Genomic DNA, 16,125 nt, shown 5'->3' on the forward strand with positions numbered 1-16,125 from the left:
CTCAAAATACGGAAATTAAAAAGGCCTAATTCTTTAATGCTATTATCTAGAAACAGCATTAAAGAATTAGGCCTTTCAATATTTATTAGCGACCCAATTATCGCCAGGGCTAGACACTGACGATTAAGCGTTATGCAAGCTTAAGGTCGAACTCAGTGCGGTACATAACCATATCTTCAATGGTCAGTACTGGCATGTTGTGCATTTTACCGAAAGCAACGATCTCTGGCGCTTTTGCCATCGTGCCATCTGGGTTGGTTACTTCACACAGTACACCGGCAGATTGAAGACCAGCCATTTGCATAAGATCCACTGTACCTTCTGTGTGGCCGCGACGAGCAAGTACACCACCTTTACGAGCACGCAATGGGAAAACGTGGCCAGGGCGAGCAAGGTCAGTAGGCTTAGCTGTTGGATTTGCAGCTGTCTTGATCGTTGTTACACGGTCAGCGGCAGAAACACCTGTTGTTACACCCACTTTCGCTTCGATAGTTACGGTAAACGCAGTTTGGTTTGCGCTGTTGTTATCAACAACCATAGGTGGAAGTTCAAGTTGGTTCGCTTGCTCGTCAGTTAGACACAGGCACACAATGCCGCTGCATTCGCGGATCATAAGCGCCATTTGAGCATTCGTCAGGTGTTCTACTGAGTAGATGATGTCGCCTTCGTTCTCACGATCTTCATCGTCAAGTAGAAGTACGCCACGACCTTCGCGTAGAGCTTGCAGTGCGTTTTCAACGCGAGTGATTGGTTCGCCAAATTCGGCAAGTAGTGAAGACTGATTCATGGTTAAACTCCTAAAATATCACCAGAATCAGGGCTGTATGAGGGATCTCAACCGAGCACAACAAAGCCTACTCATTACAAGTAGCTTGTACCAATCGTAGTAAACAACTGGTCATTCTAGCTGGTTAAAACCCTTGATAACGGCGTTAGAATTTTTGACTGTAGAATAACTACTTATCGAAAAATTTTGCCTTGTTCTCAAGCGTTTTTCCTGCGCTATCTCTGATCATTTATTTACTGTGATTGGTATTAGCTCATTATGGTTTTATCCAAAACGAAATGCACCCGTCTAAGTTGGAGGCATGAACCCAACTCACGCGGGTACGCCTTTCCAACTTAAACGAGTGTGTTTTCATTCTCTCTCATCCGGACTATGACCGTCGGCTCTGGCATCTCACCAGATCTGCTGACCTCGACGAATCGAGCGCTCGCGGGCTTATCTTTAGATTTTGCTAAGGACATACCGCCGGTGGGGAATTTCGCCCCGCCCTGAGAATAAAAATTAATAATCTGTTTTGCTTTTGAAAGCAGACCAGATGGTAATCCTTTCAATAGTGGATTTAAAGGACTGACAGCAAAGTTTTTAAGATTCTGGCCTTATAATCCGGTAAGTGTTCACTTTATCAGCAGAACACGTCCGGTAGTCTATTAGTGGGATGATGCCTTTGTCTCGTCTGGTTTCAGTGATTTTTGCTATCTCTATGAACATAAATGGATGTTGAACATTATTGGTGCTGGCGTGGCTGTTCACCGAATCAATACTCAAGAGGTCCATTAATCGAATATTGTTACACCATGACGGCTGACTGACCGTTTTGACATAAAATTGATATTGACGATGCTAAGCTGCGATAGCATCCGACCACTTTATCTAAAAGATCTTAGCCATGACTTCTCTGTTCTCTAACAAATCCAAAGGCTTATTACTGCTCGTTCTAAGTTTGTATTCCCTCATACCCTTTTTGATCTTTGGATCTGACTTCGACCTTGGAAGTGCTGTTTTGCCTTTCTATGGAGCCTTCATAACGTTTGTGACTTACTCTGCGGGCAATCAAGGATTCTTGGTAACGCTAGCGATTTTGTCTTTAGTATTGTTCACGGTGAAGTTTTCCAAAGCTAAGTTAGTCAGTCTTTGTCTGCAGCTCGGCTTGTTGTTGGTGCTTAGCTTTGCAGCGAAAACCTTCTTAAAGCATTCCACTGAGAGCCCTCGTCCTTATTCTGAGTATTTGGTGACGCAGGAAGTGGTTGATATGCCAGAAGTGTTTTACGAATTACCATTGGTTGAAAAGAATGCTGCGATTGAGTCTGTACAAGATAAGGTGAGCGAGTGGCGAACGCGTCACTGGTTGGGTGAAACCGACTACTCTTTCCCATCTGGACATATGATCTTTGTCGGTGTGTGTTTGGCGTTCTTTGGTGGTCTTCTCCTAGAGGCGAAACGCTTTTATCTCGTCGGCGGTTTACTGGCTTGGGCTGGTGGTGTCGCCTATAGCCGTGTTTGGCTTGGCATGCATCGACCAGAAGACTTAGCCGGATCTATTGCCTTTGCGGGTTTGATCTATTTATTGGTGCCGCTTATCTCAGAGCAAAAAATAGAACGCTATTTACCTGCATTTTTGAAACAGACTTCTTAGGGATCCTTCCTCACTGCAAAAGAAGGGCTCAGATTAGCAGTACGTAATAAACGCTACTGATTGAGCCCTAGCTCTGCTTGTTTCTTTTTGGTTAGACCTAAGGACACAATTCGGTGTGACTCAATGAGATAGTATCTCAGCTCCTCATCCCTTTCTGGCGTGCTTTCAAACAGCTGAATCCATTTCATACCGCGTGAAGCAAAGTAGGGTGCGGGTTTATAGCCCGGCTCTTCTTTCAGAAAGTCGAAGTTCTGATCGGACGCCTTGAAGATAAACGCAGGCTCATCTTTCGGTCCCCAACCACCAATCGCAAACACCTTGCCACCCACTTTCCAAACGTGCGAGTTATTCCACTGCATCACATAACTGGTTGCAGGCAGCGACTCGCAGAATGAATTGAATTCGTCGTAAGTCATAGAGCGTCCTTTTATCTATTGGGTGTTTGATCTGTGTTGGTTTTCTAAGATGTCTTTTCCGGTCTTTATCGCCAATAACTAGCCAGCTAAACCCTGCCAGATTGCCGTAAAGCCACTGAGAGAACATAGCAGTAATGAACCAATGCGTATCTTCTCTTTAGGGATGCTTTGTGTCGTCATTAACGCCACTTTGTAACCCAACCAAGCAGCAGGCAGCAAAGGTATAGTGATGATCAAGTGGTGTAGCGTGAAGAAGCCAATTGGGATCTGTACTACCAACGAAATGATCGAACTAAACACGAAAAACGCAGAAAGGTTACCACGAAGCTGATTGGCATCTTGGTGTTGGAGTAGCAGTGCCATCGGTGGACCACCAATACCAGAACTGGTGCCAAAGAACCCAGAGAAGAACCCTGCAATACCCATCTTGATTGGGGTTGGTTCGAGCCTGAATGGCAATAGGCTAACAATCACGGCAAATACCACCAATAAGCCTAACCATAATGACAACACGCTCGTTGAAACCATCACCAATAATGCTCCGCCTGCCAATGAGCCCGGAATGCGGCCCAGCAATGCGATTTTTAACCCGCCAATAGAAATGTTTGCACGGTGTTTAAAGGCGTTGAATAAAGAGATAAACAGGCCAACCAAGCAGATAGGCGCAGGTACATAGTCTGGGGAAACCAAAAACAGCAGTGGGGCTGCAACAATAGCCAAACCAAAGCCGATTGCGGTTTGCACAAATGAGCCAGCAAAAATGAGTGCCATTGCGATAAGGACAGTCTGATCTATGTATTCCATAAGCCTGCGGATTAGTTTTAAAGGAGCGAGTGGATACTATAAATTAAAACGAAAAGGATAGTCTTATTATTCAGTGAGGTTTATGCAAATATCGGCCGTTTTAATTGGTGAAATAGTGACTAACAAAAAAGCGAGTGAGTATATCAGGATGTTTCCCTTCAATACTCACTCGCTTTATTGGAACGACTTGTTGTTTACGCTAGTGGGGGAGTCAGCGTTAAACGTTAAGCCATTGCCAATTTCAGTCGCTCAATCGGCTTGTCATTGATTGGTAAATGGATAAGCGCTGCCGCAAATGCAAGTACCACGGTTGACCACCAGATTGGCTCGTAAGAACCGTAGTAATCGTAAATACGACCGCCAACCCAAGCGCCTAAGAAGCTACCCACTTGGTGAGTAAAGAACACCAAACCGTACAACGTTGATAGGTAACGGGCACCGAAGATCTGACGAACTAAGCCAGACGTTAGCGGAACTGTACCCAACCAACAGAATCCAATTGCCGCGCCGAAGATAGCCGCAGTTGACTCAGTTACAGGCAGAGTAACAAACGCACCGATAACCACAGTACGCACTAAGTACAGTGCCGACATTACATGGCGTTTGCTGAACTTGTCGCCCATTACACCCCAGAAGTAAGACCCGAAGATGTTGAAGATGCCAACGTAAGCCAGTGCCATCGCAGCGCTACTCGCCGGTAGGTCTTTGTCTGCTAGGTAGCTAGGTAAGTGCGTTGCGATAAACATTACATGGAAACCACACACGAAGAAGCCCGCGTGAATCAACCAGTAACCTTTGTGAGCAAACGCCTCAGACAACGCTTCTTTTAGCGTTTGGTTCTCTTCAGCTTGCGCTTGTTTGTTTGAGGCTGCTTTAGGCGCTCGCATAAACAGCGCAAAAGAGATCATCAAACAACAAAGTACGCCAAACACTTGCATCGCACTCTGCCAGTCAAATTCGTTCAACATGTATTGCGCGCCCGGAATTACCGCGAACATACCAAATGAACCTGCTGCTGTGGTTAAACCAAATGCCTTAGCTGCGTGCTCTGCAGGTACTACTTTTGCTACGGCACCTAATACGATCACATAGCTCGTCGCACTTAACCCAAGGCCAACGAGTGCGCCTAGTGAAACGTAAAGCATACTCGATTCGGTAGAAATTGAGGTAAGAAGTAAACCCAAACCGTAAGCACATGCACCAGCGATAATGATGCGCCTTGCTCCCCATTTGTCAGCAGCCATACCAACAAAAGGTTGGAACACGCCAAACAATAGGTTTTGTAGCGCAATCGCGAAGCTGAAAAACTCGCGACCTGTACCGAAATGCTCTGAAATTGGCATCATGAAAATGCCGAATGATTGTCTGATCCCTAGACTGATAATAAGTGTGCCGATCCCAAGCCATACCAGTAAAGGAAAACGGAAAATGCTCATTCTAATACTCTTAAATTAATGGTGGTGATGTGAGTGGTCTTGCGCTGACATGTGTTGGTCAGTCATCTCATGGTGATGTTCGTGCTCAGAATGATCATGCGCTGATTGCTGGTGGCAGCCACTGCTCACGGCATGCTGAGCCAAGAGATCAATCAATGGCTGACTGTGATGCACAATAACCAAACTAATGACGAGAAACAGCGTCATTCTGGCCAATTGGGCAAAAAGAGATTGTGAAAACATACGGTGTTGACATGCGCTCAATGTTGTAAGAAGTCGCGCATCATAGTGATGAGTAGGTTATGTATCAAATGACCATTTGTGATGTAGTCTATGCGTTTTATGCATAGATTGTCGCTTGATTGGAATTGGTATAAAACGCGCTCAATAAATAAGAAAACTTGAAGCTCGTTAGTTAATAGCAACAAGTATCTAATTAAGAATGAAAGTATAAATTCAGGTTTATAACTAGCTGTTTAATTTAAGGTTTCACAAAGCTGTAAAAACTAATATACAAACTAATCACTAAGCAACATTGCTCGTTCACTCGACTTATCTGTCAAACATCGTAAATTTGGGCATAAATCGTTTCAAGACTACTGAAACGCGATGTTAAAAGATTCAGGGAGAGTCATTCACATGGATAAAGATCATAACCTTCGCGAAAATTTACTGGCACTGCTCTTAGGTAGCGCACTGGTTTCACTCGGCGTTATCTTTTTCAACCAAGTCGGTTTGCTCACCGGAGGCACGGCTGGTCTAGCGATCTTCATTACCAAAGTAACAGACCTAAGCTTTGGCCAAGTGTTCTTCGCACTTAACTTACCTTTCTATATTTTGTCGGTTGCTCGTATGGGCTGGCGCTTCACCATCAATACGTTTATCGCGGTTTCGATTGTTTCGTTCGCCGTGGATCACTTGTATCACGTGATTCAAATTGCCGAAATTCATACATTGTATGCAGCTTTACTTGGTGGTGGCTTGATTGGTACCGGCATGCTGGTGATTTTCCGTCATAAGATGAGCTTAGGTGGCTTCAACATTCTGGCGTTGTTCTTACAAGAACGTTTTGGAATTCGAGCGGGTAAGGTTCAGATGGCACTAGACTGCACGATTGTTGTGCTTTCTCTGTTCATTGTTGATGTGTCATTGGTTCTCCTGTCTGTGCTTGGTGCGATAGTCACCAACTTGATTCTAGCAATGAATCATAAACCGGGGCGCTATCAACCTGTGGTAAAAGCGGAAGCAGCATAGTTCGGTTCGCTCAAGCACTCGATTCGCATAAACAAAGCGTGATTTGCAGATTACGAAAACAACAAAGCCAGCATCAATTGCTGGCTTTGTTCTATTGAAATAACGGATTCTATGTAGCGATTAACACTTGCCGCAGCTGGCGTTCGGCTTAAGCTCGCAATCAATCACATTGCCTTGTTGATCAAGGGACAAGTTACAGCACTCTTCAAACAAGTTCTTTAGATCCCCGCGGCTTTTCTGAACACGAGACTTAACGGTTGAGTAGCTGATGTTTTGAGCTTCTGCGATCTCTTTCTGGCTTTGGCCTTTAATATCGACCGCAAGCAGTAATGATGAACTTTGTTCTGGCAGTGCTTGAATAAAAGGTTCAATACACAATGAAAGCTTCTGCTTAAATTCAGAGTCGTGGTCTAAATCGGTAAACCACAGATCTTCAGCATCAATTTGGCTATCACGTTGTTGGCGTGCATGCTTACGGTAGAAATCGATGATGGTGTTGTTGGCTAACTGGAACAGCCAAGCCTTAACACTGCTCGCATCTTGGACTTTGTCTAAGTTCTGATAGGTCTTAATCAAGATATCTTGGAGCAAGTCGTCTACATCCGCAGAATTGTTGACCTTTGAATGCAGGAATGACTTTAATGCTTGCTGATACTCGGCCCAAACTTGTTCGAGCTTCAAAGGTGCTCCGTTCAAAGGTACATCAGTTGCACTGTTCATTTACGCAACACTCGTCTTGTAAGAAATCAATCACGCCTTCTAGACACTCATACTCCGCCACGCAGAATAGAGTTCTTCCTTCTCGTCTTTGGCTGATTAGGCCCGCAGACGCCAAGCTTGATATGTGGTGAGACAAGGTGGAACCAGGGATACCTAGCTCTTCTTGTAGGCCGCCAACTGCAATGCCTTGATAGCCAGCTTTAACGACACTCTTATAAATGGTTAGGCGAATAGGGTGCCCCAACTCTTTAAGTGCTTTCGCAACGACTTCTAAGTTCATATTAACTCCTCAAGATTTAATTTCGATGTTAGTCGAAATGTATGTCGAATTCAAATTTAAAAACGGTGGCTGTGTAAGTCATTGAAAAAATGTGTTTTAGAAAATCATTTCGATTTTTATCGAAATAAAGCTTGATCTGGAGCTGTTTATTTCTATAATTCGAGAATATTCGAAATTAAGGGTTGGTTACTTTTCTCATAGAGCCCGACCTTCAATCCAGTTTGGAGTTAATTATGAGCAATGAAATGTTAACAATGCTAAAAGACGCACTTGATATGTTCGCTTTCTTAGCAGTAGAGCTAATTATCCTCTTTTTAGCGATCAGCTACATTGTTGGGATTCTTCAAGAGTTCCTTACACCAGAAAAGATTCAATCTATCCTGAGCTCACGTAATGGTAAGGGTTATGTAGTAGCAGCACTACTGGGGGCAATTACACCTTTCTGTTCATGTTCGACCATTCCTTTCTTAAAAGGATTGCTGCGTGCAAGAGCGGGTTTCGGTCCAATGATGGTGTTCCTATTCGGTAGCCCGCTATTGAACCCAGTGATCATTGGTTTGTTCGTGATTACCTTCGGCTGGCAAGTGGCTGTGTTCTACTTCTTAGTCGCAATGACAGTATCGGTAGTGGCAGGTTACGCACTTGAGAAGCTTGGCTTTGAGCGTTACGTAAAACCTGAAGCGTATGAATCGACAGGTTCTTCTTCAAGCTGTCGCACTAGCTGTGGTGATTCAGCTCCTCAAAAAGCAGCGCCAGCTAAAGCGGAATCTTCATGTGGTACAAGTGCATGTGGTGAACCTGCACCAGTAATGGCTAAAGAGACATCTTGCTGCGATTCTAAAAAAGAAGAGCCACAAGTAACGGTTTCATGCTGTTCAGCGGATGGAAGCGCAACAGCTGAAATCGTAGAGAAGAAAGAACCTAGCCGTTGGATGAGAATTTGGTTCTCAACTTGGAAAGACTTCAAACAAGTTTTCCCTTACCTAATGATGGGTATCGCGATTGGTTCATTCATCTACGGCTTCATTCCTACAGACCTAATTGCACAGTACGCTGGTGAAGGTATGTGGTATGCGATTCCTGTAGCCGCTGTAATTGGTATTCCACTGTACATTCGTGCTGAAGCGGTAATCCCACTAAGTGCTGCTCTAGTTCAGAAAGGTATGGCGTTGGGTTCAGTAATGGCATTAATCATTGGTAGTGCAGGTGCAAGTTTAACGGAAGTTATCCTGCTTAAATCAATCTTCAAGAACCAAATGATTGCAGCATTCCTATTCGTTATCCTAAGCATGGCGATGGGTGCAGGCTTCCTATACAGCTTCATCTTTGGTTAATCAGGTCTGATTTCGAGATAACACCATTGATACCAAACACCTTTGATACCAATAGATAGATAATAAAAAAGAGCTCACATAGTTGAGCTCTTTTTTTGCTTAGGTTGTCCCGTCCTGAAATGTGTTTAACAAAGCATGATTATCAGACTGCGTTTGGCAGCGCAGCCGAAGTACCGTATGCAGCGAAAGCATTGGTGGCTAATACATCGCAGTGATGACGGTTAATGGCATCGCCGTAATTGTTAGTGATTCCGGGGAACTGAAAGCGATACATTGGAATACCATAGCGACGCTCCCTCTGCTGACCGATTCTATCTTTGCTTGTCCATAACAGTCGGTTCTTTGCTGTGTAAGTCATGCCGTGCATTTTATTGAAGTGATCTTCATTACTGCGCATTTGCTCGTATAACTCGATGATGCGCTGCCTAGAAAAGTTCAAAGTCGAGTTCGCCTTAAGTTGCGTTCCCCAACCCGTTAATACCTTTTCCATGAAATCACGGGTAACGAGCCCGGGGCCAGTAAGTAAACCCGCACCTTTACTTCCGCCTGAGGTATTGGCATTACCCACCAAAGTACCGTGTCGGCCAGGCATATAGGTAGTGTAATATTTAGTGGAAGGGGACAAGCGTGGTATTCTCGCTTTGAAAGCCAATGAGCGTTCGTCTTCGGCAAAAACACATACGATCTGTTTGACGTTTTTGCCCAGTAATTTGTAATCCTTGAATGCGTTCATCCCACCGGGAACGGGGTCACACGCAAAGATGTTGACTGGAATATGGCTAAGCTTGGGATCTTTAAGCATTCGGTTCGCCAATTCAAAGCAACTCACACCACCACGACTCCAGCCTACGATGTTAACTTGGCTAATGGGCTTTGTTTGCCGTTCAATCGCAATGTTTTGCTGACGAGCGGCAATCCCTTGTTTTAAGTCTGCAGCTAGAGCTTGTGAATCTTTCAACCAATCTTGATATTTCTGATTGGTTGCGAAAGGCCAAGCGGACTTTTCTGGGCGAGATTCGCTAAGCAGCCCTTTTGCTCTCTTCATGTAGTTATTCTTATCTTGTTGGCTTCCGCGTAAGATATTTAGTACATGACGCATGTTGCTGTCGATGCCTTTGCCCAGCAATGTTCCCTTAATTCCAGAATACGTGTCGTCCTTACCTTGCTTCAACCACTCGTTCTGATTCCCACTGCCAACGCCATCCACTTGAATGTAGTCAATCATGTCTCTGCCCGTTGCATTCTTCGCTAGCGTCGAAATCAATTCGCCAGAAACATAGTTTTTGTGATTGTTGTCTTCTGAGTTTGAGCCTGTACCACAGAAGAATACGGTTAATACGCTCATCCTTTGCCTTTAACACGATTAATTAAGATTGGAATCAGTATAGAAGTGATATGAGAAATTTATAAGATTGAATGAGTTAGAGAGAGGCATTGCTCCGAAAGTTGATGTAATTAGTCTGAAAAAAGTATCGTTATCCAATTTTTGGAGTGCTGTATATCTATAATTTTAAAATTATCATTAATATCTATGTTTCCGTATTGTTAATGTAATGGTGTCAGTATTTTATATTGTTGGTTAATAATTGGACTGTTTTTACATCGATATCTAGTATTTGTATAAGGCCGACCAATCCAATAGCATTCATTAATATTCAGAATGTTACGTTTATTTGACGGTGGAAGTGTCAAAAGTATGGAGTTAATGAATGAGAGATAAATTAAAAATTTACTGTCTTGGGACCCCAATAGTTGATACGGAAAATCGATTTAATATTGCGCAAGTAAGTGATATTGAGCAACTACCAGAGTTGTTAGGTGGTGTGGTTTTTCTAAACAGAGAAGCCAGTGTACAAGATGATTTATTAAGTCAACTTCACGGTTGCAGAAAGTTTTGGTCTTGGAAGATTTATGTATTTGAAACTAGCGCATTGTCAGTTTGTTTATCTGATGGAGTTTTAAATCAAGAGACTATCGAGGAAGAACTGCTCCAACATAGTAGAACGTTGAACAGTGTTTCCGAATCGACGGAGGCTTTAGACCCTTTAATTGGATGGTTAGGGTTAGAGCAAGATCGACGACTAGTCCCTCATCGATCCCTGACTCTGAAATCGATATATTCTTACCCTTTAGTCGACTTATATTATCCAGAGTTGAGTTCTACATATCGTTTTGTTTTGTCAGAAACCAAGCGTGATACGTTTGAATATGATGAGTTGATCAATCGAGTCCGTGTATGTTCTGACTGCGCTAGTGCTTATTTGAATTACATCGAAGTGTGCCCTTCATGTAAAGACATTGATATTACCGAGCGTGTCTCATTACATTGTTTCACCTGTGGTCATGTAGCCGAACAAGGACAATTTAAACGTAACCATAAACTGGAATGCCCTAAATGTTTAACTCAACTTCGTCATATCGGTGTGGATTATGACCGTCCGTTAGAGACTCATTCATGTAACGTTTGTTCTCATTCCTTTTCTGAAGCTGAGACTTTGGCTGTTTGTTTTAGTTGTGATGCCAAGAATGATGTTTCTCAGTTGGTTGTCAGGAAAATCTATTCATTAAAATTAGGTGTGCAGGGCGAGTATATATTTCGTCACGGCGTCAAATTATCTGCTCCAGAGCTGACACTACGCGGCAAAGTAGACAGCGGGTATTTTTCAAACCTCCTTGATTGGGTCAATCGTATCGCTATCCGTCATCAAGAAGAGCATCTTCTCCTAGGTCTGCATCTCCCTGATTTAGCTCAATATGTATCTAAGAATGGAGATGCGAAAATGTTTGCTTTGATCGAGCAAATTACTGAGCGCCTTAACGGTTTGTTTAGAGACTCAGATATTTGTTGTCAGTACAAAAGTGATGTTCTTTTCGTATTTATGCCTAAAGCTAAGATGGAACATATCAATGTTCTGCGTGAAAAAATAGAAGCCCTTTGTCTACTTATTGAAGACGATGATTTTACATTGAATGTGTTTGCTTGGAGCCTTCCTGACCCCATGGTTAAAGAGGACGTAGGGGCGTGGTTAGAGAGTAAAGTCGGCGAAATTTATGCTGTCGAATAGCCTCAATCTTCAACAATATTTTTGGGGGATGTTACTCGAAAATACAGAGCTATGGCTCATGCTGTTTCCCATGATGGTTATTGTTGAACTGCCACTTTTTTTACTCGTGTTAACAGGGATATTTCGTTGGTCTTATTCTGAGAGTGATATTGAGATAACAGAATACCCGAGCATATCCTTCGTCATTACTTGTTATGGCGAAGGGGATGCGATTGAAATTACGATAGACACACTAGTTGAGCAACTGTATCCCGGAAAGATTGAAGTGTTAGCGGTAGTTGATGGTGCAGCTCAGAATGAAGATACTTATCAAGCTGCGATTCGAGGTGAGCAGAGACATCAATCTGTAAAAAATCGAAATGTTCGAGTTATACCCAAGTGGCAAAGGGGAGGAAGAGTATCAACGTTGAATGCTGGTTTAGATAATGCCACCGGCGATTTTGTTATAAATGTTGATGGCGATACTTCTTTTGATAACGATATGGCACTGCAAATGATGAAGCAATTTACTGACAAGAATGTGATTGCTTCAGGTGGTGCGTTGCGTGTAAGAAATTGGCAGGACAACTTACTTACTCGTATGCAGTCTCTAGAATATATGTTGTCTATGCAAGCAGGAAAAACAGGGCTCTCAAATTGGGGAGTGCTAAATAATATTTCTGGAGCCTTTGGTGCATTTAGAAAAAATGTATTAAAACAAGTTGGAGGTTGGGATACGCATACGGCTGAAGATCTCGATTTAACGATGAGGCTTAAGCAATATAAGAAACGCTACCCCAACATTAGATTGGCTTTTACACCAAAGGCTGTAGGGCATACCGATGTTCCTAATACCCTGAAAGGATTGATGCAACAAAGGCTTAGATGGGATGGAGATTTACTGTTTTTGTTTTTGAGGAAGCATAATGAAGGCTTAACCCCTCGTTTGCTTGGCTGGGGGAATTTCATTTTCACTTTAGTTTATGGCGTCTTACAAAATGTATTGCTGCCGATTCTAGTTTCAGTGTTCATGTTTTATATATTTTTGGTGTACCCAATTGATTTTGTTGTTGCATTGGTAATTCTAATTTATTGCGTGTATTTGTTTACCGTAATTCTATTTTTTACTGTTTACATTGGTTTAGTTTCTGAAAGGGAGAAAGAGGATCTAAGAATGGCTAAATGGCTACCCCTATATCCTTTTTATCAGTTTTTTATGCGCTTGATTACTGCGTTCTCCATGGTTAATGAATTATTTAGAAGAAGTCACGAAGAGTCGAGTATGGCTCCTTGGTGGGTATTGAAAAAAGGCAAAAGGTTTTAGCAATGAAAGTAAAATTTCATCTGGATAAAAAAAATAAACCTCAATCGGATGACGGTGTAAAGGTTGCTTACGGACAAGCAAAAAGAGGTGGCTATCGCTTTCGTTGGTATTTGATCTTGAGCTTGGTAATAAGCCCACTTTTATTCGTGGCTTATTTTTTCTTGAAGACAAATTTTCTCGTGATTGCTCCGGCTATTGTTACGTCTTATCCAGTTACTCTGACTGCTAAGGTTGCAGGCGTTGTTGGACCTATTCCGATAGAAGGCGGAACTCGAGTAGAGCAATCCCAGACCGTAATTCAATTGACGAATTTGGAAATTGAGGCTCAAATTGAGTTTATCCATTCTGAGCTATTAGGGTTGGATGTTAACTTACCAAGCGATATAGAAGCATTGCATTTAAACGGTCTTGCAGAAACACGTCGTAACTTAAGCAAAGTACAGGAAATTCAAAAGCGCTATGAAGAATATCGCAGAAAAGGACAAGTATCTGATGTGGACTATGCAAGTATTGTTGGGATGGGCAACTCGCTAAACAATCAATTGAACCAGCAAAAACTTGATTTTCAAAATGCCAAATTGGCAGAGGAGGAGCGGGCGCTAGCTGGACCAGTTAGCCAGGCTAGACGTGCATTGATGAAAGACTTAGCGCTCAAACGTGTGATAGAACAAGGGTTGTCGATAAAGTCTCCTTATACGGGTCACGTCGTTGATATACATGTTGTTGAAGGGCAGCGTGTTTTTGAAGGCGATGAACTGGTAACGATAGCAAAGAATACAGTTCCAAATATTGTTGCTTATCTAGACCCTAAATACTTAGAAGACGCAGTAAAGGGAGCAAATGTCTTGATAAAGTTTCCTAATGGTAGCTCTTTCGAGGCTGAAGTGTCCGATTCAGTAGAAGTTGTTAGTAAATTACCAAGTCAGTTAGTCAGCCCGTTTGAAGGTCAGCCGACGTACTTGAAAGTCGTATTGGACTTTGTTAAAGAGCCGCCAGGAGAGTATTGGGTGGAGGGGATGACAGTTGAAGCTCGTTTTTAGTACGGATGCTAACTGAACAAATGAGTTAAATGGAGCGATGATCGCTCCATTTTTATTTCTACAGATATTGTATTGAATTAGAAGTCTCTTAAATCAAGCTCATTGTTGATCAGCACAACACACTGAGAAGCAAACAGCATGTTTGGACCTAAGCTGATTTTCTCTGTCCCTAAACGCTTCAAGCTGTTGTAGCTTTTCTTCGGCATAGGGATATGGTCAGTTAGAAGGAAACATGGGTTTTCCGCAATCTCTGCATCACGGATAAAGTCGCCTTTCTTATCCATCATGTACAGCTGGTGGTCTTCGGCCAGTTCTTTGACCAACTTTTCAAAGCTCATGGTACGGACAGTGATGCCCGGTTCTACCTGACGTGTCTGTTCTTTTGTCATGCCTTGAGAAGCGTCAACCGCTCTTACTACCGCAGATAACAGTGCAGATTCATGAAAGCCACCAATGTTGGTGATTTCATTTGAATCGAATGTAATGGTACGAGAAAAGTCTTTAGTACTCTCTAGCACAAGGTGCACGGTGACATTCTCGCGGTGAGATTGAGCAACGAAGATCGTGTTCATCAGAGTATGAGCCAGAATCTCAGTATGAGCGTCTTGCCCAACACCTTCTAAGATAAGTTTACTCTCGGTAGGGGCTGCGCGAGCGCGTAATACAAATGAACGCATGGAATGTACCTTGTCAGTATGTGATAAAGCGAAACAGACTTTATCAGCATGAATTGATGAATAACTAAAAATTATGGCGGTATGTAACTCTTTTCTATTAATGAAGTCAAATGGAGTTATGTATAGTACTGACCAGAATAACTATACGTATTAAATAGAGAGCGACCACATTACAAGACGGTAAAGGTTGAAGCGACCCAAGGTTTACATAGATAGTATGCGCAAATTATTAGGTGACTTACATAAGGAAGTAGTCGATGAAGTTACAGAAGATTAATAAAGAAGAATATAGAAAGAAGATGAACCTACTGTTGGTTTCATTGGTTGGGTCACTCGCCTTGTTTGCCATTGTATTCGGCACCATTCTGATCGAATTGTTTGGCTCGGCGACTTCAATTACTGGTGAATCGACAGGGAACTTTCATTTGAACGTACTTGGAGTGATCTTATCTGTCGCCTTGAATGCGTTTATTGCGAGCCGTGTGAAAGGGCATGATTACTTTAAAGAAGCGCTTTATGTGTGGAACCTTAAACAAATTCACAATCAAATCTATCGTAAGCTTAAGCGTATTCAACCAAAAGCTGAGCAAGGTAATCGAGAAGCGTTAACTATCCTTTACTTCTATTACACTACGCAAAAACAGGTATACGACCTAGATAACAATACATTGACGATAAAAACGGTTCAGAAATCGCTAGATAACATAGTGGAGCTGAGTGAAAAGTGGAGTATAGAACTGGATATAGAGGCATTTTCGAAAGATCTAGTCGCAAAATTCTAAGTTATATGCTCTTGATTGTATGAGCTTTAACCTGTGAAAGAGGGTTTTGACGCAAAAGTAGCCGCTTAAGCAACTTTTTTGAATTTTCATTAAAATAGGGGTTGCCATGTTTTCGATGATCTCTATAATGCCGCCTCACTGACACGGTAGACGCCACAAGGCTTCAGCGGTAATCAGTAAGACGGAAAGTTCGAAAGAAAATAATTTTAAAAAGTGTTTGACACTTAAGATTAAATCGCTAGAATTCACGTCCGCTTTCAAGGGTTTCTTTGTAAAAAGAAAGTTTCGATAAGCAAAGCTCTTTAACAATTTAAACCTATCAATCTGTGTGGGCACTCGTTGATGAATATCAAAACGTTTTATGTTCCCTTTTAATTAAGAGAAGTAAAACAGATTCCTCGGAATCAACTTTGGTTTCAATGAACTGAGTGACCAATTCAATTTGGTACAGCCTTGAGCTGTTTGATTTCACTTTTTAAAGTGAAAACCAAAAAGAGCACAGTCAATTCATTATCTTTCTGTTGGAAAGATAATAGCTTTAGAATTACTTTTTGTAGTTTTGAAGTCAGTATTCATTGAGCCGACAAAATCTTA

Annotated in this window: 16 protein-coding genes and 1 riboswitch; of the genes, 8 read left to right on the plus strand and 8 right to left on the minus strand. The window is 42.4% G+C overall.

From position 1 onward, the window contains the following. Window positions 1-130: 130 nt before the first annotated feature. Window positions 131-787, minus strand: coding sequence for a 3,4-dihydroxy-2-butanone-4-phosphate synthase (gene ribB / locus AACR09_RS18610; RefSeq protein ID WP_004733029.1), 657 nt, complete (start codon window positions 785-787; stop codon window positions 131-133). 349 nt (window positions 788-1,136) lie between these two features. Continuing rightward, window positions 1,137-1,287: riboswitch (FMN riboswitch) on the minus strand. Window positions 1,288-1,673: 386 nt separating this feature from the next. Here ribB and AACR09_RS18615 point away from each other — a divergent pair. Next, window positions 1,674-2,420: a phosphatase PAP2 family protein gene (locus AACR09_RS18615; protein WP_193835546.1), complete on the plus strand. Its 747-nt coding sequence runs from the start codon at window positions 1,674-1,676 to the stop codon at window positions 2,418-2,420. Window positions 2,421-2,473: 53 nt separating this feature from the next. On the opposite strand, the gene AACR09_RS18620 is transcribed toward AACR09_RS18615, so the two are convergent. The 3 genes from AACR09_RS18620 to AACR09_RS18630 all read right to left on the minus strand — a co-directional run bounded on the left by AACR09_RS18620 (window position 2,474) and on the right by AACR09_RS18630 (window position 5,076). Next, complete coding sequence (locus tag AACR09_RS18620; protein WP_065605811.1) at window positions 2,474-2,836, minus strand: MmcQ/YjbR family DNA-binding protein; 363 nt, start codon at window positions 2,834-2,836, stop codon at window positions 2,474-2,476. A 78-nt stretch (window positions 2,837-2,914) separates the two neighbouring features. Further along, window positions 2,915-3,640 (minus strand): sulfite exporter TauE/SafE family protein, encoded by a 726-nt coding sequence (locus AACR09_RS18625; RefSeq protein WP_017083156.1) that lies wholly within the window; start codon window positions 3,638-3,640, stop codon window positions 2,915-2,917. Window positions 3,641-3,864: 224 nt separating this feature from the next. After that, entirely contained in the window at window positions 3,865-5,076 is a 1,212-nt protein-coding gene (locus AACR09_RS18630; RefSeq protein WP_048611602.1) for an MFS transporter, read from the minus strand. A 29-nt stretch (window positions 5,077-5,105) separates the two neighbouring features. Between AACR09_RS18630 and AACR09_RS18635 the strand changes: the two genes are divergently transcribed. Then, window positions 5,106-5,255 carry a hypothetical protein gene (locus AACR09_RS18635; RefSeq protein WP_162267340.1) on the plus strand — a complete coding sequence of 50 codons (150 nt, stop codon included), beginning with the start codon at window positions 5,106-5,108 and terminating at the stop codon, window positions 5,253-5,255. 460 nt (window positions 5,256-5,715) lie between these two features. Then, the gene (locus AACR09_RS18640; RefSeq protein ID WP_193835547.1) at window positions 5,716-6,330 is read left to right on the plus strand and encodes a YitT family protein; all 615 of its coding nucleotides are present in this window, start codon (window positions 5,716-5,718) and stop codon (window positions 6,328-6,330) included. A 120-nt stretch (window positions 6,331-6,450) separates the two neighbouring features. Here AACR09_RS18640 and sigZ read toward each other — a convergent pair whose 3' ends face one another. Further along, a complete protein-coding gene (gene sigZ, locus AACR09_RS18645) occupies window positions 6,451-7,050 on the minus strand; it encodes an RNA polymerase sigma factor SigZ (protein ID WP_193835548.1) in 600 nt (199 codons plus the stop codon). Next, window positions 7,034-7,330: an ArsR/SmtB family transcription factor gene (locus AACR09_RS18650; RefSeq protein ID WP_004733042.1), complete on the minus strand. Its 297-nt coding sequence runs from the start codon at window positions 7,328-7,330 to the stop codon at window positions 7,034-7,036. The genes sigZ and AACR09_RS18650 overlap by 17 nt, the downstream gene beginning before the upstream one ends. A gap of 233 nt (window positions 7,331-7,563) precedes the next feature. Between AACR09_RS18650 and AACR09_RS18655 the strand changes: the two genes are divergently transcribed. Further along, window positions 7,564-8,664 carry a permease gene (locus AACR09_RS18655; protein ID WP_193835549.1) on the plus strand — a complete coding sequence of 367 codons (1,101 nt, stop codon included), beginning with the start codon at window positions 7,564-7,566 and terminating at the stop codon, window positions 8,662-8,664. Between the two features lie 142 nt (window positions 8,665-8,806). Here the strand turns inward: AACR09_RS18655 and AACR09_RS18660 are convergent, their stop codons facing one another. Beyond that, window positions 8,807-10,009 (minus strand): hypothetical protein, encoded by a 1,203-nt coding sequence (locus AACR09_RS18660; RefSeq protein ID WP_193835550.1) that lies wholly within the window; start codon window positions 10,007-10,009, stop codon window positions 8,807-8,809. Between the two features lie 364 nt (window positions 10,010-10,373). Here AACR09_RS18660 and AACR09_RS18665 point away from each other — a divergent pair, with 364 nt between their 5' ends. The 3 genes from AACR09_RS18665 to AACR09_RS18675 are packed head-to-tail and all read left to right on the plus strand — an operon-like array spanning window position 10,374 to window position 14,072. After that, the gene (locus tag AACR09_RS18665) at window positions 10,374-11,729 is read left to right on the plus strand and encodes a TackOD1 domain-containing metal-binding protein (protein WP_108111555.1); all 1,356 of its coding nucleotides are present in this window, start codon (window positions 10,374-10,376) and stop codon (window positions 11,727-11,729) included. Next, window positions 11,716-13,032: a glycosyltransferase family 2 protein gene (locus AACR09_RS18670; RefSeq protein ID WP_193835551.1), complete on the plus strand. Its 1,317-nt coding sequence runs from the start codon at window positions 11,716-11,718 to the stop codon at window positions 13,030-13,032. The genes AACR09_RS18665 and AACR09_RS18670 overlap by 14 nt, the downstream gene beginning before the upstream one ends. Then, window positions 12,999-14,072, plus strand: a complete 1,074-nt coding sequence (locus tag AACR09_RS18675; RefSeq protein WP_193835552.1) for an HlyD family secretion protein — start codon at window positions 12,999-13,001, stop codon at window positions 14,070-14,072. The genes AACR09_RS18670 and AACR09_RS18675 overlap by 34 nt, the downstream gene beginning before the upstream one ends. A 77-nt stretch (window positions 14,073-14,149) precedes the next feature. Here the strand turns inward: AACR09_RS18675 and trmY are convergent, their stop codons facing one another. Continuing rightward, the gene (gene trmY / locus AACR09_RS18680; protein WP_017083166.1) at window positions 14,150-14,749 is read right to left on the minus strand and encodes a tRNA (pseudouridine(54)-N(1))-methyltransferase TrmY; all 600 of its coding nucleotides are present in this window, start codon (window positions 14,747-14,749) and stop codon (window positions 14,150-14,152) included. A gap of 257 nt (window positions 14,750-15,006) precedes the next feature. Between trmY and AACR09_RS18685 the strand changes: the two genes are divergently transcribed. Further along, window positions 15,007-15,531 (plus strand): DUF3087 family protein, encoded by a 525-nt coding sequence (locus tag AACR09_RS18685; RefSeq protein WP_102481630.1) that lies wholly within the window; start codon window positions 15,007-15,009, stop codon window positions 15,529-15,531. Window positions 15,532-16,125: the final 594 nt, after the last annotated feature.

Source organism: Vibrio sp. OPT20 (assembly GCF_963889365.1).
GTDB classification, from domain to species: Bacteria; Pseudomonadota; Gammaproteobacteria; order Enterobacterales; family Vibrionaceae; genus Vibrio; species Vibrio splendidus.

Bases quoted from the DNA above. Each gene is read 5' to 3' on its own strand.
- AACR09_RS18630 (WP_048611602.1), bottom strand. From the start codon at position 5,076: ATGAGCATTTTCCGTTTTCCTTTACTGGTATGGCTTGGGATCGGCACA.
- AACR09_RS18625 (WP_017083156.1), bottom strand. From the start codon at position 3,640: ATGGAATACATAGATCAGACTGTCCTTATCGCAATGGCACTCATTTTT.
- sigZ (WP_193835548.1), bottom strand. From the start codon at position 7,050: ATGAACAGTGCAACTGATGTACCTTTGAACGGAGCACCTTTGAAGCTC.
- AACR09_RS18660 (WP_193835550.1), bottom strand. From the start codon at position 10,009: ATGAGCGTATTAACCGTATTCTTCTGTGGTACAGGCTCAAACTCAGAA.
- AACR09_RS18665 (WP_108111555.1), top strand. From the start codon at position 10,374: ATGAGAGATAAATTAAAAATTTACTGTCTTGGGACCCCAATAGTTGAT.
- AACR09_RS18640 (WP_193835547.1), top strand. From the start codon at position 5,716: ATGGATAAAGATCATAACCTTCGCGAAAATTTACTGGCACTGCTCTTA.
- AACR09_RS18615 (WP_193835546.1), top strand. From the start codon at position 1,674: ATGACTTCTCTGTTCTCTAACAAATCCAAAGGCTTATTACTGCTCGTT.
- AACR09_RS18620 (WP_065605811.1), bottom strand. From the start codon at position 2,836: ATGACTTACGACGAATTCAATTCATTCTGCGAGTCGCTGCCTGCAACC.
- AACR09_RS18685 (WP_102481630.1), top strand. From the start codon at position 15,007: ATGAAGTTACAGAAGATTAATAAAGAAGAATATAGAAAGAAGATGAAC.
- AACR09_RS18670 (WP_193835551.1), top strand. From the start codon at position 11,716: ATGCTGTCGAATAGCCTCAATCTTCAACAATATTTTTGGGGGATGTTA.
- ribB (WP_004733029.1), bottom strand. From the start codon at position 787: ATGAATCAGTCTTCACTACTTGCCGAATTTGGCGAACCAATCACTCGC.
- AACR09_RS18650 (WP_004733042.1), bottom strand. From the start codon at position 7,330: ATGAACTTAGAAGTCGTTGCGAAAGCACTTAAAGAGTTGGGGCACCCT.
- trmY (WP_017083166.1), bottom strand. From the start codon at position 14,749: ATGCGTTCATTTGTATTACGCGCTCGCGCAGCCCCTACCGAGAGTAAA.
- AACR09_RS18655 (WP_193835549.1), top strand. From the start codon at position 7,564: ATGAGCAATGAAATGTTAACAATGCTAAAAGACGCACTTGATATGTTC.